The organism is Allobosea sp. FBZP-16 (assembly GCF_002831785.1).
GTDB lineage: Bacteria > Pseudomonadota > Alphaproteobacteria > Rhizobiales > Beijerinckiaceae > Allobosea > Allobosea lupini.
Genome location: NZ_LNCQ01000023.1, coordinates 333,167 through 352,512, shown reverse-complemented (window position 1 = coordinate 352,512; position 19,346 = coordinate 333,167). Strand labels below are relative to the sequence as shown.

Sequence of the window (19,346 nt, the reverse complement as noted above, 5' to 3'; positions counted from 1 at the left end):
GCTGCTCACCTCGCATCCAGCACGTCGCGCAAGCCGTCGCCGAGCAGGTTGAAGCCGAGCGCGACGACGCAGATGGCGATGCCCGGGAAGGTCGCGACCCACCACTGGTCGAAGATCTGCTCGCGGCCGGTCGAAATCATCGCGCCCCATTCCGGGATCGGCGGCTGGGCGCCGAGGCCGAGGAAGCCGAGGCCGGCGGCCGTGATGATGATGCCGGCCATGTCGAAGGTGGTGCGCACGATCAGCGAGGGCATGCACATCGGCACGACGTGCTTGAGCACGATCCGCATCTGGCTGGCGCCTTGCAGGCGCATCGCCGAGATGTAATCGGCATTGCGGATGATCATCGTCTCGGCGCGGGCGACGCGGGCATAAGGCGGCCATGCCGTGAAGGCGATGGCGATGACCGCGTTCTCCAGGCCCGGCCCCAGCGCCGCGACGAAGGCGAGCGCGAGCACGAGGCGCGGGAAGGCGAGGAAGACGTCGGTGATGCGCATCAGCACGGTGTCGACCCAGCCGCCGAAATAGCCGGCGGCGCAGCCGATCAGCAGGCCGACCGGCCCGACCGTGATGACGACGAGCATGACGATCACCAGCGTGATGCGGGCGCCGTAGACGACGCGGCTGAAGATGTCGCGGCCGAGCGCGTCGGTGCCGAACCAGTGTTTGGCCGAGGGCGCCAGCAGGCGCTGGTCGAGCGCCTGCGCGAGCGGGTCATGCTGCGCGATCAGCGGCGCGAAGGCGGCCATCAGCAACAGCGCCAGCACGATCACGAGGCCGACCACCGCGGCCGGGTTCTTCCTGAAGGCGAGCCATTGCCGGTAGAGCTGGCCCAGCCTGGCCTGCCGGCGAGATTCCGGCGAGGTCGTGGTCAGCCAGGCATGCCAGGTGACGGGTGAGGTGGCGTGATCGGTCATGGCGATCCTCCTCAGCGCGCCCGCGGATCGGCCAGCCGGCCGAGGATGTCGGAGAACAGGTTGACCGCGATGAAGACGGCGCCGACCACCAGCGTGCCCCCGAGCACCGCGTTCATGTCGGCGTTGAGCAGCGCATTGGTGAGATAGCGGCCAAGCCCCGGCCAGGCGAAGATCGTCTCGGTCAGGACCGAGCCCTCCAGCAGGTGCATGTAGGAGAGCGCGATCACGGTGACGAGCGGTACGAGGGCGTTGCCCAGCGCATGGCCGCAGACGACGCGCCATTCCGACAGCCCCTTCACCCGTGCAGCCACGACGTATTGCTGCTGCAACTCGGTGATCATGAAGCTGCGGGTCATGCGGCTGATATAGGCGACCGAGAGCAGACCGAGCACGGAGGCCGGCAGGATCAGATGCCAGAAGGCGTCCACGAACGCCTCCCACTCACCCTGCATGGCGGCATCGAGCATGACGATGCCGGTCATCGGCGTGACGAAATCCTGATAGGCGATCGAAAGGCGGCCGGGGCCGGCGACCCAGCCGAGCTTGGCGTAGAACAGCAGGAGCCCCATCAGGCCGAGCCAGAACACCGGGATCGAATAGCCGATCAGGCCGATCACGCGGGCGACCTGGTCGATCCAGCGGCCCTGGTTGACGGCGGCCAGGATGCCGAGCGGCACGCCGAGCGCGACGCCGATCAGCGTGCCGAGCGTCGCCAGCTCCAGCGTCGCCGGGAAAACGGTCTTGATGTCGTCGGTGACCTTCTGCGCAGTCAGCACCGACGTGCCGAGGTCGCCGGTAAACACCTTGCCGATATAGACGGCGAATTGCTGCCAGTACGGCTTGTCGAGGCCGAGCGCGAGGCGCGCCTTGTCGTAGACATCGGCGGGGGCGCGGTCGCCGACCACGGCGAGCACCGGGTCGATCGGCATGACGCGGGCGATCAGGAAGGTCACCAGCAGCAGGCCGAAGATGGTGATCGCAACCGTGGTCAGCTCGCGACCGAGGATCTTGGCCCAGCGAACGACACCGCTCTTGGCGCGTGGCGGGGGTGCGGGCGGGGTCGGTGCAGTGATGGAAACCATCGTCGGCTCCGTTCTTCTTGTTCTTGGAGGGCGTCGGCCAGATCAGGCCAGGACCAATGGCAAGAACCCGCCGCAGCCTGGTGATGGGCTACGGCGGGTTCCGCTGGCGAAACGCCTCAGTTCTTGGTGATCGGAGCGTAGAAATTGGTGTCGGAGCTCGGTCCGATCACCCAGTTGCCGACGCCCTTGCGCTGCGCCGAGACCTCGATCTGCTGGAACATGATGACGAAGGGCGAGACCTTCTGGTGGTCGCGCTGCAGCTCGCCATAGACGGCGGCGCGCTTGGTCGCATCGCTCTCAAGCACGTTGGCCTGGGTGATCTTGGTCATGTCCGGGATATCCCAGGCATTGCGCCAGGCCAGCGTCTTCGACTTTGCCTCCTCGCCATTGTCCTCGTTGATGGCGAAGGTCTCGGCATTGGTGTGCGGGTCGAGATAGTCCGGACCCCACTGGCCGATATAGATGTCGTGAGTGCGGGCGCGGTACTTGGTCAGGGTCTGCTTGCCGTCGCCGGGAAGGATCTCGAGCTTGATCCCGGCCTGAGCCCAGGTCGACTGGATCGCCTGAGCGATATCGGTGATCGGGTTGACCGAGCGCGTATCCATCGTGACGGTGAAGCCGTTCGGCAGGCCGGCCTTGGCGAGAAGCTCCTTGGCCTTGGCGACGTCGAGCTTGTAGGGCCTGTCGTCGATGGCGCCGAGGAAGCCCTTGGGCAGGAAGGACTCGTGGCCCTTATAGGTGCCCTCGACGATGTTCTTCTCGATCGCGTCGTAGTCGACCAGCCATTTCAGGGCCTCGCGGACCTCGGGCTTGGCGAGGTTCGGATTCTTCTGGTTCAGGCCGAGATAGAGGATGTAGCCCTTGTCGCCCTGGGTGATCTCGACATTGGCGTTGCTCTTGACCGCGGCGAGCTGATCCTTGGAGAGATTGCGGGCGATGTCGATGTCGCCCTTCTCCAGCAGCAGGCGCTGCGAGGCCGGCTCGGCGACGTGGCGCACGATGATGCGCTTGCTCTTCGGCGCACCCTTGTACCAGCCTTCGTTGGCGTCGAGCGCGTATTGCTCGTTCGGGCGGTAGGCGCGGACCTTGTAGGCGCCGGAGCCGGCCGAGGCGAGCTTGAGCCAGCCATTGCCCCAGTCGCCGTCCTTCTCGTTGGCCTTGACCAGCTTGGAATCGACGATCGAGGCGACGCCGGAGGTCAGGCAGTTCAGGAAGAAGCTCGGCGCGAAGGGCTTGGAGACGGTGATGACGACGGTGTTGGCGTCCGCCGCCTTGACCTTATCCAGCACCGTATCCTTGTTCAGGCCGAACTGGGTGAGAATGAAGCCTGGCGATTTGTTCAACGTCACCGCGCGCTGGAAGGAATAGACCACGTCGGCGGCGGTGAGTGGATTGCCGGAGTGGAACTTGATCCCAGGGCGAAGCTTGAAGGTGTACGTCAGGTTGTCGGGGCTGACGGTCCAGCTCTCGGCGAGCTCGCCGACGAGAGCATTGTTGTTCTTGAGATCGACGCCGATCAGCTTGTCGTAGAGATTGGTGACGACCTCGACGCCGGAAAACTCGAAGGCCTCGGCCGGATCGAGCGTGATGATGTCGTCGATCTGCTTGGCCATCACGATGGTGTCTTTGGGCGTCTGGGCCTGGGCAGCGCTCGCCAGCAGGGCGGCGAAAGCAGAAGCCGCCATCAATTTCGCTACATGACGCATGGAAAATCCCCGTTGTGTGGTCTGCGGGCACTCGCAGGCGCCCGTTGGCGCGCACTCTGTGGCCAGATCATGGCCGATGTCCAGCCGGGGAAGAGCAGTGTGCGAGGGATGGCGTCCAGCATGCACGCTTGTTGCGCAACAGCCTGAATTGCCGGCGCATTCCTGCGCAGGAACGGGCTTGCTCCGCTTGCCCCTGCCGCTATCGTAATGGCAGCGGCCAGCCCGGGCCGGTTCATGGCACAGCAGGACCCCCGCTCTTGGCCATCATCGCTGCACTGCATCACCTGACCCATTATCGCTATGACCGCCCGGTCACGCTCGGCCCGCAGATCGTCCGCCTGAGGCCGGCGCCCCATTGCCGCTCGGCGGTCAAGAGCTATTCGCTCAAGGTCACGCCGGCCGAGCATTTCGTAAACTGGCAGCAGGACCCGAACGGCAACTGGCTGGCGCGCTACGTCTTCCCCGAGCCGGTGACCGAATTCCGCATCGAGGTCGACCTCGTCACCGAGCTCTCGATCATCAATCCGTTCGACTTCTTCGTCGCCAGCGAAGCCGAGGAATTTCCCTTCGCCTATCCGGATGAATTGAGCGACGAGCTTGCGCCCTATCTGGTCAAGGAGGAGGCCGGGCCACTGCTTGCCGCATTCCTCGCCACGATCCCGCGCGAGAAGACCAACACAGTCAACTTCATCGTCGATCTCAACGCCCGTCTCCAGCAGATGATCGCCTATGGCATCCGGATGGAGCCGGGCGTGCAGGAGCCCGAGCAGACGCTGGCGATCAAATCCGGCTCCTGCCGCGACACCTCCTGGCTGCTCGTCCAGATCCTCAGGCATATCGGCCTCGCCGCCCGCTTCGTCTCCGGCTACCTGATCCAGATGAAGGCGGACGTCGATCCGCTGGAAGGGCCGCGCGGCACCGACAAGGACTTCACCGACCTGCACGCCTGGGCCGAGGTCTATCTTCCCGGCGCCGGCTGGATCGGGATGGATCCGACCTCGGGCCTGCTCACCGGCGAGGGCCACCTGCCGCTGGCAGCGACGCCACATTACCGCTCGGCCGCCCCCGTAAGCGGCGTCGCGAGCTATGCCGAGACGCAGTTCGCTTTCGACATGAGCGTCACGCGCGTGCACGAGGTGCCGCGCATCACCCTGCCCTTCTCGGATGCCTCCTGGACCGAGCTCGACGCGCTCGGCGAGCAGGTCGAGGCCGATCTCACGGCGCAGGACGTTCGCCTGACCATGGGAGGTGAGCCGACCTTCGTCTCGATCGACGACCAGACCGGCGAGGAATGGAACACCGCCGCCGTCGGGCCGACCAAGCGCGAGCGCGCCGACGTGCTGATCCGGCGCCTGCGCGAGCGCTTCGCACCGGGCGGCATGCTGCATTACGGCCAGGGCAAATGGTATCCGGGCGAGAGCCTGCCGCGCTGGGCCTTTGCGCTTTACTGGCGCGAGGATGGCGAGCCGATCTGGCGCAATGCCGCGCTGATCGCGCGCGAGCCCGGCGCCAAGACGGGCGGCGACCGCGAGCACGAAGTCGTGCCGAGTTCGGCCGCAGTCGAGAGACTCGCCGCGGGCCTGTCCGAGCGGCTCGGCCTCGGGGCCGACTATGTGCTGCCGGCCTATGAGGACACCGGCCACTGGCTGGTGAAGGAAGGCCAGCTGCCGGAGAATGTCGACCCGCTCGACCCGAAGCTGTCGGATCCGGAGGAACGCGCTCGCATGGTCCGCGTCTTCGAGCGCGGGCTCGGCAAGCCGAGCGGCTATGTCATCCCGGTGCAGCGCTGGCAGGCAGCAGCGGACGACCGGCGCTGGCGCTCGGAGAAGTGGAAGCTCAGGCGCGGCAAGCTCTTCCTGGTACCGGGCGATTCACCGGTCGGCTTCCGGCTGCCGCTCGGATCGCTGCCGCATGTCCCGGCCAAATCCTATCCGCATATTCATCCGCAGGACCCTCTGGAGCCGCGCGGACCGCTGCCGCCTGTCACGGCCAGCTCACCTGGCGCACCGCGCGCCACCGATTCCCCGCCGAGCTTCGACGGCCCGATCCAGCCGACGCGGCCGGCCGGAAGCAGCGAGCCCCAGACTGCGCGCCAGGACATCGTCGAGCAGGAGCTCGGCGCCGAATCGGTGCGCACCGCGCTCAGCATCGAGGTGCGCGACGGCGTGCTTTGCGTCTTCCTGCCGCCGGTCGAGCGAGTTGAGGATTATCTCGACCTGATCGCCAGCATCGAGGCGACAGCGGAAGAAACTGGCCAGCCGGTGCATATCGAAGGCTATTCACCGCCGCATGACCCGCGCCTCAACGTCATCAAGGTCACTCCCGACCCCGGTGTAATCGAGGTCAACATCCACCCGGCGAAGACTTGGGCGGAAGCTGTCGCGATCCCCCGCGGCGTCTACGAGGAAGCCCGCCAGTCCCGGCTCTGCGCTGAGAAATTCATGGTCGACGGCCGTCACACCGGCACCGGTGGCGGCAACCATGTCGTGCTCGGCGGCGTCACCCCGGCCGACAGCCCGTTCCTGCGCCGGCCGGACCTCCTGAAGAGCATCGTGCTCTACTGGCAGCGCCACCCTTCGCTGTCCTACCTGTTCTCCGGCCTGTTCATTGGACCCACCAGCCAGGCGCCGCGCATCGACGAGGCCCGGCACGACCAGCTCTACGAGCTCGAGATCGCGCTGGCGCAGACGCCCGGCCCGCACGATCCCGCCATCCCGCTCTGGCTGGTCGACCGGCTCTATCGCAACCTCCTGGTCGATGTCTCCGGCAACACCCACCGCACCGAGATCTGCATCGACAAGCTCTATTCGCCGGATGGGCCGACGGGCCGGCTCGGGCTGATCGAGTTCCGTTCCTTCGAGATGCCGCCGGATGCGCGGATGTCGCTGGCGCAGCAACTGCTGATCCGGGCGCTGATCGCCTGGTTCTGGCGTGAGCCGCAACAAGGCAGGCTCGTGCGCTGGGGCACCAGCCTGCATGACCGCTTCATGCTGCCGGAGATCGTCTCGCAGGATTTCCGCGATGTGCTCGCCGATCTGGAACGGGCCGGCTACCGCTTCGATCCCGCCTGGTTCTCGGCGCAGCACGAGTTCCGCTTCCCCTTCTTCGGCAGGATCAACCAGGGCGGCGTCGAACTGGAACTGCGCCAGGCACTCGAGCCCTGGCACGTCATGGGTGAGGAAGGCGCGATCGGCGGCACTGTCCGCTATGTCGATTCCTCGGTCGAGCGCCTGCAGGTCAAGGCGACGGGATTGACCCCCGGCCGGCACGTGATCACCTGCAATGGCCGCGCGCTGCCGATGACCGATATCGCCGCCGGAACCTGCATCGCCGGCCTGCGCTTCAAAGCCTGGCAGCCGGCTTCTGGACTGCATCCGACGATACCGGTGCATGCGCCGCTGACCTTCGACATCGTCGATACGTGGGCTGGGCGCTCGCTCGGCGGCTGCGTCTATCATGTCGCCCATCCCGGCGGGCGCAATTACGAGACACCGCCTGTGAATTCCTACGAGGCGGAGGCCAGGAGGCTGGCCCGGTTCGAAGCGATCGGCCATAGTCCGGGACCGCTGGCGATTCCCGCAGAAGAGCGCAATCCGGAGTTCCCGATGACCCTCGACCTGCGCCGCCCGCCGGGGGTTTGAGGTCAAGGATGGCTTTGCAGCGCCGATCGAGTTCGACGAGGACGCGCAACGAGCGCCGCAACGCCCTTCTCGCGGGCTATCGGCCGCTGCCAGGCGCTTACGACGAGCTGATGGCGCCTGATGGCTCGATCCGGCCGCATTGGGAGCCTTTCCTGGCGGAATGGTCTTCGCTCTCCAGCGACGAGTTGCAGCGCCGCTTCGGCCTCGCCGACCGGCATGTGCGCGACACCGGCGTGTCCTATCGCGTCCATGGCGACCTCGACGAGAGCGATCCTCTCGCCGGCGAGCGCTCATGGCCGCTGAATCATGCCCCGCTCGTACTCACCGGGCAGGAATGGCAGGTGATCGCCGCCGGCGTCGCCCAGCGCGCAAGCCTGCTCGACACCGTGCTCGGAGACATCTACGGCCCCGGCCGATTGATCGCAGAAGGTGCACTGCCGGCCGCGGCCATCACGGGCAGCCCCGACTATCTCAGGCCGGTGCAAGGCACGGCCGGCGCGGGACAACTGCAGATCTACGCCGCCGATCTCGGCCGCGGGCCGGATGGGCGCTGGTGGGTGTTGAACGACCGCACCCAGGCACCATCCGGCGCAGGCTATGCGCTGGAGAACCGGCTCGCCCTCGGCCGCGCTTTCCCCGACCTGTTCCGGACGATGAACGTCGAGCGGCTCGCCGGCTTCTTCCAGGGCTTCCGCGCCGGGCTCGTCTCGCGCGCCCGGCGGGTCGAGCCGCGCATCTGCCTGCTGACGCCTGGCCAGATGCACGAAAGCTATTTCGAGCAGGCCTATCTTGCCCGCTATCTCGGCTTCCTGCTGGTCGAGGGCGGCGACCTCGTCATGCGCGACGGGCTGGTGCATGTGCGCACCATCGCCGGCTTCAAGCGCGCCGACATCATCTGGCGGCGCATCGACGGCGATTTCGCCGACCCGCTGGAGCTCAACGCCCGTTCCGCGCTGGGCGTGCCCGGCCTGGTCGAGGCGGTGCGGGCAGAGAACGTCGCCGTCGCCAACGGGCTCGGCTCCGGCGTGGTCGAGGCGCGCGCGCTGATGGGCTTCATTCCCCGCCTGGCGCGGGAGGTAGTCGGCAAAGAGTTGATCCTGCCGAACGTCGCGACCTGGTGGTGCGGCCAGCCGCGCGAGCGCGGGATCGTGCTCGACCGGCTGGACGAGATGAGCGTTTCCCCCGCCTTCCGCGCGCCAGGCGACGGGCTCGACGGCGGCACCGTATTGGTCGCCGATCTCGACAAGGCCGAGCGCGAGGCACTGCGCGCCCGGATCGGCGAGCGCGGGCTCGACTATGTCGGGCAGGAGGTCGTCAACCTCTCGACCATGCCGGTGATGCAGGGCGGCCGGCTGGAGCCGCGGCCGATGACACTGCGTGTCTTTGCTGCCGCGACGCCCGATGGCTGGCAAGTGATGCCAGGCGGCTTCTGCCGCATCTCCGAGGACTGCGATGCGCGCGCCGTGACGATGCGCGCGGGCGTGCGCTCCAGCGATGTCTGGGTGACCTCCGACCAGCCGGTCGAGCAGGTGACATTGCTGCCGAGCCCGGACCGGATCGGCATCCGCCGCATCGTCGGCATCCTGCCGAGCCGCGCCGCCGACAACCTGTTCTGGCTCGGGCGCTATCTGGAGCGCAGCGAGGCTACGCTGCGGCTGGTGCGCGCCTTGCTGGGGCGCCTGATCAATGCCGACGACCAGGCACCCGGCCACGGCGAGACGATCAAGCGGCTCGCCAATCTGCTCGTCGCCTGGGGCGCGGCGCCGACGGCGTCCAAGGCCCGCTCCGTCGTGGTCCAGGCACGCTCCGCTTTGCACGATCTCGACCATTACGGTTCGGCCGCCGCCTCGGTCCGCGAAGCCAGGCGCACCGCCTCCGTCATCCGCGAGCGGCTCTCGGTCGATGCCTGGCGGCTGTTCGGCGATCTGCAGCGGCAGCTCGCCGACCCCGGCAAGGCGACCAGCGAGGGCGAGGCTTTCGAGATCGCCGATACCGGATTGAAGTCGCTCGCCGCCTTCTCGGGGCTCTCCCAGGAGAACATGGTGCGCGGCGCCGGCTGGCGCTTCCTCGACATCGGCCGGCGGATCGAGCGCGGCATCACCACCTGCCGCTTCGCCCGCCATTTCGTCGAGAACAACGCACCGGGCAATTGCCTCGACGCGCTGCTCGACCTGACGGACTCGCAGATCACCTATCGCTCGCGCTACATGCTCGGCGCCGCGCTGCAGCCGGTTCTCGATCTCGTCATGCTCGATCCCTACAATCCGCGCTCCGTCGCTTTCCAGATCGAGCAGCTCGATGCCGAGATTGCGGCACTGCCTTCCCTCAACGACGACGGGATGCTGGAAGAGCCGCGCCGGCTCGCACTCAAGCTCGCTGCCGAATGCCGCACCGCTGAGGCCAGCCGTCTCGACCGCACCGGTATCCTCTATTTCGAGCAATTGCTGATGGGGCTCTCGAGTGCAGTCGCGGAGCGCTATTTCCTGCAGAACTCCACGCCGGAAGGTTCGCGGATGACGCGACTCGCGTAAGGGAGTCCGGGTGATCTACGCCATTCGCCATCTCACGGCTTACAGCTATAGCCGGCCGGTACCTTTCGCGCGCTGCATCCTGCGCGTGCTGCCGCGCGACGGCGTCGGCCAGCGTGTCCTGACCAGCCAGCTCTCCGTGGCGCCGCGCGGTGCCGAGCGGCGCGACGGTGTCTGCTTCTTCGGCAATCGCACGACGACGCTGACCATCGCCAAGCCGCATCGCGAGCTCAGGATCGAGATGACCTCGCGGGTCGAGGTGATGCGGACCGCGCCGCCCTTTCCGGCCCTGACGCGAGGCTGGGAGGAGGTCGCCGAACTCGCCTTGCAGGCGCAGAGCCTCTCCCCGGATTCCCCCGCCCAATATCTCTATCCCAGCCGGCTGGCGCCGACCGTGTCGGAGATCACCGACTATGCCCGCAGGAGCTTTGCCGCGAAGCGGCCGGTCTTCGAGGCGGCGGGCGAGCTGATGGCCCGGATCCGCAAGGAGTTCGTCTACGATCCCGAGGCGACCGAGGTCTCGACGCCGATCCGCGAGGCCTTCGCCAACCGCCACGGTGTCTGCCAGGACTTCGCCCATATCATGATCGCGGGCTTGAGGGGCCTCGGCCTGCCGGCCGCCTATGTCAGCGGCTATCTGCGCACGATCCCGCCAGCGGGTCAGCCGAGGCTGGAGGGCGCCGACGCCACCCATGCCTGGGTGATGCTCTGGTGCGGGCCTGAGACCGGCTGGATCGGGCTCGACCCGACCAACGATCTCGTCGTCGCCGACGACCATATCGTTACCGCGACGGGGCGCGACTATGCCGACGTCTCGCCGCTCGACGGCGTTCTGGTTGGGCCCGGCAGCCAGAAGCTCGACGTCAAGGTCGATGTGGTCCCCGTCCTATGATTGCCGGTGACGTGATGGCGCGCCCTTCCATCCGCGGCGTCCTGTTCGACAAGGACGGCACGCTGATCGACTACCAGGCGAGCTGGGCCCCAACCAATCTCGGCGCCGGCCGGCTCGCGGCCCGGGGCGATATCGAGCTGGCGGCGCGGCTGCTGACGATCGCCGGTGTCGATCCCGCGACAGGCTACGCCACCTCCGACGGCCTGCTCGCCTCCGGCAATACCGAGGACGTGGCTCAGGCTTGGGTGGAGGCCGGCGCCCGGTTCGGGATGACGGAGCTGACCGACCGGCTCGACACCCTCTTTCGATCCGCGGTCGTCGCCGCCGTGCCGGTCTGCGATCTTGCTGCCCTGTTCGCCAGCCTTGCCGATCGCGGCCTCGCGCTCGGTATCGCCTCCAGCGACAGCGAAGCGGCGGTGACCGCGACGGCCGAGCGCTTCGGCCTCGAATCGCATCTGGTCTTCCAGTGCGGCTATGATTCCGGCCATGGCGCCAAGCCGGAGCGCGGCATGGTCGACGGCTTCTGTGCCGCGACGGGGCTGCCCGCGGATGCGGTCGCCGTCGTCGGCGATTCCAGCCATGACATGCACATGGCGGCCGCGGCCGGGGCTGGCCTGCGAGTCGCGGTCCTGACCGGCGCCGGTAGCGCCGAGACCTTGCGCCCGCTCAGCCATATCCTGCTGCCGAGCATCGCCGGGCTGGAGCAGGCGCTGTTCGATTAGTCAGGACGCCGAAGGGGCGGGTTTCGACATCCATTACCTGTCATCCCGGACAAGCCGCGTCAGCGGCGCCGATCCGGGATCCATTCCGGAGCCTATCCGAAAGAGGTTCCGGAATGGGTCCCGGGTCTCCGCTGCGCTCCGCCCGGGACGACCCGTCCCCTTGTGACAGGACCCCAACGAAACATCAGTTCGGCATGAAAAAGGGCCGCGCTTGCGGCGCGGCCCCAAGAGTTCCGAATGACGCCTCGGCTCAGGCGAGCGTGTAGGAGGTCTTCACCGTGGTGTAGAACTCGCGGGCATAGGCGCCCTGCTCGCGCGGGCCGTAGCTCGAGCCCTTCCGGCCGCCGAACGGCACATGGTAGTCGACGCCCGCGGTGGCGAGGTTGACCATCACCATGCCGGCCTCGGCATTGCGCTTGAAATGCGTCGCATACTTCAGCGAGGTCGTGCAGATGCCCGAGGACAGGCCGAACTCGGTGTCGTTGGCGATGGCGAGCGCCTCTTCGTAGTCCTTGACGCGGACGACGTTGGCGACCGGGCCGAAGACCTCCTCGCGCGAGATGCGCATGGCGTTGGTGGTCTCGGTGAACAGCGCCGGCTGCAGGTAGAAGCCGGGGTTCTCGCGATTGAGCAGTTCGCCGCCGAAGGCGAGCTTGCCGCCCTCGTCACGGGCGATCTGGATGTACTTCAGGTTCTGGTCGAGCTGGCTCTGGTCGACGACCGGGCCGATCGTGGTGCCGGCCTTCAGCGCGTCGTCGACGGTGACGCCCTTCAGCCGCTCGATGCAGGCCTCGACGAAGCGGTCGTGAATGCCGGCCTGGACGATCAGGCGCGAGGAGGCCGTGCAACGCTGGCCGGTCGAGAAGAAGGCGCCTTGGACGGCAGCCTCGACCGCAACCTTGAGATCCGCATCGTCGAGCACGACGAGCGGGTTCTTACCGCCCATCTCGAGCTGGACCTTCTTCATCGGGTTCCCGGCGATGCAGGCGGCCGCGACCTTGCGGCCGGTCGAGACCGAGCCGGTGAAGGAGATCGCGTGCACATCCTTGTGCTCGAGCAGCGCCTGGCCGACCACCGAGCCGCGGCCCATCACCAGATTGAGCACGCCCTTGGGCAGGCCGGCGCGCTGGATGATGTCGACCAGCGCCCAGGCCGAGCCGGGCACCAGGTCGGCCGGCTTGATCACGACGCAATTGCCGTAGGCGAGCGCAGGGGCGATCTTCCAGGCCGGGATCGCGATCGGGAAATTCCAGGGCGTGATCATGCCGACGATGCCGACCGGCTCGCGGGTGACCTCGACACCAACGCCAGGACGCACAGAGGGGATGCTCTCGCCGTTCAGACGCAGGCACTCGCCGGCGAAGAAGGCGAAGATCTGGCCGGCGCGGGTCGCCTCGCCGATGCCCTCGGGGAGGGTCTTGCCCTCCTCACGCGAGAGCAGCTTTCCGAGCTCTTCCTTGCGGGCGAGGATCTCGTCGGAGGCCCTCTTCAGGACCTCGTAGCGCTCCTGCGGGGTGGTGCGGCTCCAGGCCGGGAAGGCGGCCTTGGCGGCGGCGGCCGCATTGTTCAGGTCGTCGACGGACCCTTGCGAATACTCGCCGACGACATCGTTGGTGTTGGAGGGGTTGATGTTGCGCGAAGCGTTCTGCGAGCCGGTCCATTCACCGGCGATCAGGTTCTTGAAGGGAGCATTCATCGCAAAACCTCTTGCCTAACCAAACGTGCCAAACCGAATTGAGGAGCCGGTCTTAACCGTTTTATGTCGGCAAGGCCATGCAGGACGGCCCGATGAATGGCGATGTGCGCCCCGCCATGGGCGCATGCGGCAGGGCTGACAAGAGGTCGTTGGCCGCAGTTCATGGCCGCTACTGCCGCTTGCTGCAGGAAGCCGATGCCGCGCTCTACCGGGTAGAGCAGGCTGGCCGCGACCGCGTCGTCGTCGCGCGCCGCGCAGCCTGATCTCCGACGTCCTCAGAATTCGGCGTCGAGTTCCTCGAGTTCGTCCGGCTCGGTCTTCGCAGCCGCGATCCAGCGCTGCAGCGCCGGCCAGCCGAGGATTGTCTGGCAATAAGCCCGGCTGACCGGGTCGAGCGCGACGTCATAGGTCAGGAAGCGCAGGCAGACCGGCGCATACATCGCATCCGCCATGGTGAGCCGTTCGCCGAAGAGATAGGGCCCGCCATAGCTCGCGATGCAGTCGCGCCAGATCTCGATGACGCGGTCGATATCGGCCTGGGCTCCGGCCCAGAGCTTGAAGCCAGGATAATGCGCCTTGAGGTTCATCGGCAGGGCCGAGCGCAGATTGGCGAAACCCGAATGCATCTCACCGGAAATGGCACGGCAACGGGCGCGCGCGCCGACCTCGGCCGGCAGCAGTCCGGCCTGCGGCTTCAGCTCGTCGAGATAGCCGGCGATGGCGAGCGTGTCCCAGATCACCACGCCGTCATGGCGCAGGCAGGGCACCAGGAAGGAGGGCGAGAGCAGCAGCAGTTCGGCCCGAGCCGAGGGGTCGTCGACCGAGAGCATGATCTCCTCGACCTCGAGACCTGCGAGCTGGCAGAGCAGCCAGCCGCGCAGCGACCAGGATGAGTAGTTCTTGCTACTGATGGTCAGCGTGGTGGCGGGCATGCTCGGCATCCTCGGCGCGCGGAGAACCGGCGTAGCAAGAGATGTTCCAGCGGCGCCGGCATGCGTGGGGCGGCGTGGGCATGCCGATTGCACGGGGCAACGGCCTATGCCGGCGCGGCACGATCGGGATCGCAGACGGATGCTCTATCTCGCCTATCAGGCCCAATCCGACCTGTTGGACCCGGCTCGCGCGCTCGCCCAGGCGGCGATCGTGACTCTCGGCAGCCGGGCCCTGCTCGGCGAGCCGCTGAGTCTGCGTGCCGCGGCGGCCGGCTACGAGATGGTGACGCGGGCCGGTCTGACGCATAAGCGCCCGCCCTATGGCATCGCCAGCGTCCGCACCGGCAATCGCGACGTGCCGGTGACCGAAGAGGCGGCACTGACCCTTCCCTTCGGCACCCTGCTGCATTTCCGCAAGGACAGCGATCTCGCCCAGTCGAAGGTGTTGGTGGTCGCGCCGATGTCCGGGCACTTCGCCACCTTGCTGCGCAACACCGTCGCGACATTGCTGCAGGATCACGACGTCTACATCACCGACTGGCACAATGCCCGCGACGTGCCACTCGAGGCCGGGCCCTTCGGCTATGACGACTATGTCGACTATCTGATCCGGTTCCTCGACGTGCTCGGTCCACAGGCACATCTGGTCGCAGTCTGCCAGCCTTGTGTGCAGGTGCTCACCGCGGCGGCAGTGATGGCGCAGGCCGGCCACCGCGCCCAGGCCCGCAGCATGACGCTGATGGCAGGGCCGGTCGATACCCGCATCAACCCCACCGCGGTCAACCGGCTCGCCAACGACAAGCCGATCGAGTGGTTCCGCAGCAACCTGATCTCGACCGTGCCGCGGCGCTATGGCGGCGGCGGCCGCCGGGTCTATCCGGGCTTTGTCCAGCTTGGCGCGTTCCTGGCGATGAACATGAGCCGGCACGTCAACGCGCATATCGATCTCTTCACCCACCTCGCCGCCGGCGAGACCGAGAAGGCGCAGACGATCAAGGCCTTCTACGACGAGTATTTCGCGGTGCTCGACCTCCCGGCCGAGTTCTATCTCGAGACCGTGCAGTGGATCTTCCAGGAGGCACGGCTGGCGGCCGGCACGCTGACCTATCGCGGCGAGCGCGTCGATTGCAGCGCGATCCGCAGGACGGCGCTGCTTACAGTCGAGGGCGAGCGCGACGACATCTGCTCGCTCGGGCAGACCGCAGCGGCGCACGACCTTTGCCGCGGGCTCAAGCCCTTCCGCAAGCGCCATCACATGCAGGCCGGCGTCGGCCATTACGGCGTGTTCTCGGGCCGCAAATGGGAGAACCAGATCTACCCGATCGTCCGCAACATGATCCTGGCGAACAGCTGAGCAGCCGCTTACTTCTCCTTGATCGACAGGCCGTTCTTGCCGACCGAGATCTCGACGCCCTCCGGCTGCTTCTTCTCCTGATAAAGCGCATAGCTGACGGCCCCGAGGCCGAGCACGAGCATGGCGACGAGGAGAACAAGCGTGTTGCGGGACAGCGTCATCAGGAACTCCGTTGCGGGGGCGCCGACACGGCGCCACCCATCAACGCCGACGCCGGCGCGCGGGTTCCGACCTTCTCAGCCTGCGGCCTCGCTGCGGGATGCGACGACCTGGGCGAGATCGTCCTCCGAGCGGGCTGCCCGGCGCCCGATCAGGAAAGTGGCAAGACTTGACCAGGCCACTCCGAGGCACCAGCCGCCGAGCACGTCGCTCGGCCAATGCACGCCGAGATAGATCCGGCTCACGCCGATCGCGATGATCAGCGCCCAGGCCACCCACAGGCAGAGCCGGGCGATATCGGCGCGGCGCGACGCGATGCCGGCGAAGCTCGCAATGCTCAGCAGAACCACCGCGGCAAGGAAGGCGTGACCGCTCGGGAAGCTCGCCGTGAAGGTCAACGCTGCGTGCTCGACGATATCCGGCCGTTCGCGGCCGATGCCGATCTTGAGCAGGGTGCTCGCCACCACGGCCGCCAGGACGTTGAGCACCAGGCCGACCGCAAGAGGGCGATGGCCGCAGAGGCGCAGCGTCAGCGTCGCGATCACGGTCGCGATGCCGAGCCCGATGAAGCTGCCGAGAGCCGTCAGGTCGCGCATCATCTCGCGGAACCAGGCCGGGCCGATCGGCAGCGACGGGTTGGCCGGATCGCGGAACAGCATGACCAGGGCGCTGTCGAGCGCGGCGCCGCCATCGGAGATGACATAGAAGGCCAGCCCGACGAAACCGAAGGCCGCCGCGACAGGCAGGAGGAAGCGCGGCTGGAGGAGGAACATCGCATGCCTCATGAGGGGAACATGTGCTCGGCCGGGTGCGGTTCGATCTTGGCCGGTCGCGCCGCTATCACCCGCAGCGCACCCGGCAACAGGCGATAGGTGAAAGGGCTGGCGCGACGCTCGACCTCGCCGTCGAATGTGACGTGACCGCGGCGCTTGTCGCGACGGTTGATCGTCACCGCCGTGCCGGTCAGCGAAACCAGATGCTGCGAATTGCGCCAGCCGCCGGTCAGCATCGATAAGGCGGCCTTGCAGCGCGACAGCAGGCCCCCGGTATCGAGGATGTGGACCTCGAACTCGCCGCCGTCGAGGCGGTTGCGGCGCCACTCGGTGCCGTCGAACTGGTTGACGGTGACGAGGACCGCGTCGGCCTCGACCTGCCGACGCTCACCGGCGATCTCCATCTCGATGCGGATCGAGTGGGTGAACAGGATCGATCGCGTCGCCGCGAAGAGAAAGGCGACGAGACGGCTGAACGGGAAGCGCCGGCGCGCATATTCGCGCTCACGCGCCATCAGGCTGAAGAAGCCCATGCCAGAGATCGAATGGAACAGCCGGCCGTTGACGCTGCCGAGATCCATTGAGACCGGCTCGCCCGCGCAGATCGCAGCGATCTGCTCTTCGAGCGGGCCGATCAGGCCGAGATCGCGGCCAAGGACGTTGACGGTACCGAGCGGCAGCACGCCGACGGGCCGCTTGCACCCGACCAGAACCGGCAAGGCCCCGTTGATGCTGCCGTCGCCGCCGGCGACGACGGTCGTCACCGCCTCGTCGGCGATCGCGGCCCGCAAGCGTTCCTCCAGCTGTCGCGGAGGGACCAGCTCGACCTCGGCCTGACACCCCGCCGCTTCGAAGGCCGCCTCGATCTGACGCGCGAAGCTCTCCGCTCCGGCTTCCAGCACCGTTCCGGCGCGCGCATTGGCGATCACGCGGAAGCAGCGAAGCTTCGCCTGCGCATCGAGCTCCAGCAACGGGTCCGACTGTTTCGCCATATTAGGCGGCGATATGGACGTCCCTTCTGGCGGGAACAAGGCGGGCCATGTTATGCAACGATTCCTCGTCGACTTCCTCCGTGATCACCTCGAAGCGCTGCAGCCAGTGCGGGCCGAACGAGGTGAGCATCGGAACGTCCGTGGCATCGCGGCCGCGAGCGATGACGATCCGGCCGATGCGCCGCTCATTGTGGCGCGCGTCGAAGGTGTGCCAGCGCCCGCCGAGCCAGACCTCGAACCACGCGTTGAAGTCCATCGGCGCCGGATCGGGCGGCACGCCGATATCGCCGAGATAGCCATTGCAGTACCGCGCCGGAATGTTGAGGCAGCGGCACAGGGCGATCGCCAGATGGGCGAAGTCGCGGCAGACGCCGATGCGTTCGTTGAACGCTTCGGCCGCGGTGCGCGTGTTGCGGGCGAATGCGTAGCCAAAGGTTATATGATTGTGGACGAACTGGGTGACCGCCTGTACGCGGGCCCAGCCTGGCTCCACTTGGCCGAACAGGTTCCAGGCGGTGTCGGCCAGTCGATCGGTCTCGCAGTAGCGGCTGCCGAGCAGATAGGGGAGGACTTCGTCCGGCAGCTCCGCCGGCTGGGCCTGACGTGCGGAGAGATCGATGCGATCCGGCTCGCCGTCGTCATAGACGAGCCCCTCGCAGGCGAGCAGCACGCCGCCCGCAGGCGCGACCAGACGCCGGCAGATGTTGCCGAACGCGTCGATGTGCTGACTGATCTCGATCGATCGACCCGGGCCGCGCAGCGAGGTGGCGCGCATCTCGTCGGGGTGGATCAGATCGTGCCGACGCGAAGGATGAACGTCCAGAAGCGTCAACAACGCGCTCGGCTGTTCACAGACAAGTTCGATCCGGTAGCCATAGCGGATATGCATAGTGACCTCAACGCTGCGCGATGGGAGCCGCCCCGCCGCGGCGGGGGAGCTCCCCGACCGGCACTTAATGACGCGCTCAGCCGGCCGAAGTTCCCGCCCGATGGCCAGCCTGAGTGCATAAAAAAGGTGCGGGCCTTTCGGCCCGCACCACGCAATCACGACGATCCGGCTGGGGGGATAGCGATCGCCGCGAGCTGCGCCTTGGCGTGGAGCGACGGCCTAGCGGCGCGCTCTCACATCATCCAGTAGGGCATCGTGCCGTAATAATCGTGCACGCGCTTGCCATACTCCTTGTCGTGCCAGTCGGGCTCGCCGTCGGCGCCGTACATCGGAGCGGCCTCGAGCTTCTCGCGGGTCAGCGGGACGACGTAACCGCCCTTGTCGACGTCGTAGTCGAGCATGCTCCACGGGATCGGGTGATACTTCTCGCCGAGGCCGAGGAACCCGCCGAAAGACATGATCGCATAGGCGACCTTGCCCGTCGCCTTGTCGAGCATCACGTCATAAATCGAGCCGAGATGCTCGCCGGTGGTATTGTAGACATCGGTGCCGGCGACACGGGCACCGGCGATCAGCGGGTTGGCGGCGTGAGAGGCTGCGGTCATCGTAGCGCTCATCGGTCCCTCCATGCATATCTGACAAGCCGGTAGGCCGGCCTGCTCCATCAACCCCGAGGCTGCTGCCTGGTTCCCAGGCGCGAGCGAAAAAAGCGCGTCCTCAAGACAGTGCCGCGACGGGGCATCCCTGCCATCGCGAACATTCAGCGGACGGCCTGTCAGCCCATGCCCGGAACAAATGCGGACGGCTGCGGTTTGATGACCGATCGAACGCGGCTTGAAGCGACGCGATTCACGAGGCGGATGAACGCTAGCGGTGTTGCCGCGCGTCGTCGGCCCTCGCCCTCAAAGTAAAGGAAACGCCCGATGACGATCCCGATGACGATGAAGAAGCTTCTCCTTGTCGCCACCGCCGTGACCGCGCTCGGCGCCTGTACGCCGCGCGAGGAAAGGACCGCCACCGGCGCATTGATCGGTGCCGGTGCTGGCGCCGTGATCGGCGGCGC

Annotated in this window: 15 protein-coding genes; 5 read left to right on the top strand and 10 right to left on the bottom strand. The window is 67.1% G+C overall.

From position 1 onward, the window contains the following. Positions 1-5: 5 nt before the first annotated feature. From nikC to CXY91_RS11445, 3 genes are all read right to left on the bottom strand, one after another. Entirely contained in the window at positions 6-917 is a 912-nt protein-coding gene (gene nikC / locus CXY91_RS11455; RefSeq protein ID WP_100961382.1) for a nickel transporter permease, read from the bottom strand. A gap of 11 nt (positions 918-928) precedes the next feature. Then, on the bottom strand, positions 929-1,999 hold the full coding sequence (locus CXY91_RS11450; protein WP_091832080.1) for an ABC transporter permease: 1,071 nt from the start codon (positions 1,997-1,999) through the stop codon (positions 929-931). Positions 2,000-2,115: 116 nt separating this feature from the next. Further along, positions 2,116-3,684, bottom strand: a complete 1,569-nt coding sequence (locus CXY91_RS11445) for an ABC transporter substrate-binding protein (RefSeq protein ID WP_248307444.1) — start codon at positions 3,682-3,684, stop codon at positions 2,116-2,118. 278 nt (positions 3,685-3,962) lie between these two features. On the opposite strand from CXY91_RS11445, the gene CXY91_RS11440 reads away from it, so the two are divergent. From CXY91_RS11440 to CXY91_RS11425, 4 genes are read left to right on the top strand one after another with little or no spacing between them, the layout of a single operon-like run. Beyond that, positions 3,963-7,346, top strand: coding sequence for a transglutaminase family protein (locus CXY91_RS11440; protein ID WP_100961380.1), 3,384 nt, complete (start codon positions 3,963-3,965; stop codon positions 7,344-7,346). Positions 7,347-7,354: 8 nt separating this feature from the next. Next, positions 7,355-9,877: a circularly permuted type 2 ATP-grasp protein gene (locus tag CXY91_RS11435; protein WP_100961378.1), complete on the top strand. Its 2,523-nt coding sequence runs from the start codon at positions 7,355-7,357 to the stop codon at positions 9,875-9,877. 10 nt (positions 9,878-9,887) lie between these two features. Then, the gene (locus CXY91_RS11430) at positions 9,888-10,766 is read left to right on the top strand and encodes a transglutaminase family protein (protein ID WP_100961376.1); all 879 of its coding nucleotides are present in this window, start codon (positions 9,888-9,890) and stop codon (positions 10,764-10,766) included. Positions 10,767-10,777: 11 nt separating this feature from the next. Beyond that, positions 10,778-11,488 carry an HAD family hydrolase gene (locus tag CXY91_RS11425; protein ID WP_465246852.1) on the top strand — a complete coding sequence of 237 codons (711 nt, stop codon included), beginning with the start codon at positions 10,778-10,780 and terminating at the stop codon, positions 11,486-11,488. 250 nt (positions 11,489-11,738) lie between these two features. Here CXY91_RS11425 and CXY91_RS11420 read toward each other — a convergent pair whose 3' ends face one another. Then, on the bottom strand, positions 11,739-13,184 hold the full coding sequence (locus CXY91_RS11420) for an aldehyde dehydrogenase family protein (protein ID WP_100961372.1): 1,446 nt from the start codon (positions 13,182-13,184) through the stop codon (positions 11,739-11,741). 275 nt (positions 13,185-13,459) lie between these two features. Then, positions 13,460-14,116 carry a glutathione S-transferase family protein gene (locus CXY91_RS11410; RefSeq protein ID WP_100961370.1) on the bottom strand — a complete coding sequence of 219 codons (657 nt, stop codon included), beginning with the start codon at positions 14,114-14,116 and terminating at the stop codon, positions 13,460-13,462. Between the two features lie 139 nt (positions 14,117-14,255). Here CXY91_RS11410 and CXY91_RS11405 point away from each other — a divergent pair, with 139 nt between their 5' ends. Continuing rightward, positions 14,256-15,470, top strand: coding sequence for a polyhydroxyalkanoate depolymerase (locus CXY91_RS11405; protein ID WP_091832110.1), 1,215 nt, complete (start codon positions 14,256-14,258; stop codon positions 15,468-15,470). 8 nt (positions 15,471-15,478) lie between these two features. Here the strand turns inward: CXY91_RS11405 and CXY91_RS30570 are convergent, their stop codons facing one another. The 5 genes from CXY91_RS30570 to CXY91_RS11385 form a co-directional block, all read right to left on the bottom strand. Next, positions 15,479-15,631, bottom strand: coding sequence for a hypothetical protein (locus CXY91_RS30570; RefSeq protein ID WP_167561580.1), 153 nt, complete (start codon positions 15,629-15,631; stop codon positions 15,479-15,481). A gap of 75 nt (positions 15,632-15,706) precedes the next feature. After that, on the bottom strand, positions 15,707-16,402 hold the full coding sequence (locus CXY91_RS11400; protein WP_158673376.1) for a phosphatase PAP2 family protein: 696 nt from the start codon (positions 16,400-16,402) through the stop codon (positions 15,707-15,709). 8 nt (positions 16,403-16,410) lie between these two features. Further along, on the bottom strand, positions 16,411-17,394 hold the full coding sequence (locus CXY91_RS11395; RefSeq protein WP_100961366.1) for a diacylglycerol/lipid kinase family protein: 984 nt from the start codon (positions 17,392-17,394) through the stop codon (positions 16,411-16,413). 1 nt (position 17,395) lies between these two features. After that, entirely contained in the window at positions 17,396-18,283 is an 888-nt protein-coding gene (locus CXY91_RS11390) for a transglutaminase-like domain-containing protein (protein WP_100961364.1), read from the bottom strand. A 233-nt stretch (positions 18,284-18,516) separates the two neighbouring features. Then, positions 18,517-18,900 carry a PRC-barrel domain-containing protein gene (locus CXY91_RS11385; RefSeq protein ID WP_244667892.1) on the bottom strand — a complete coding sequence of 128 codons (384 nt, stop codon included), beginning with the start codon at positions 18,898-18,900 and terminating at the stop codon, positions 18,517-18,519. Between the last annotated feature and the right edge of the window lie 446 nt (positions 18,901-19,346).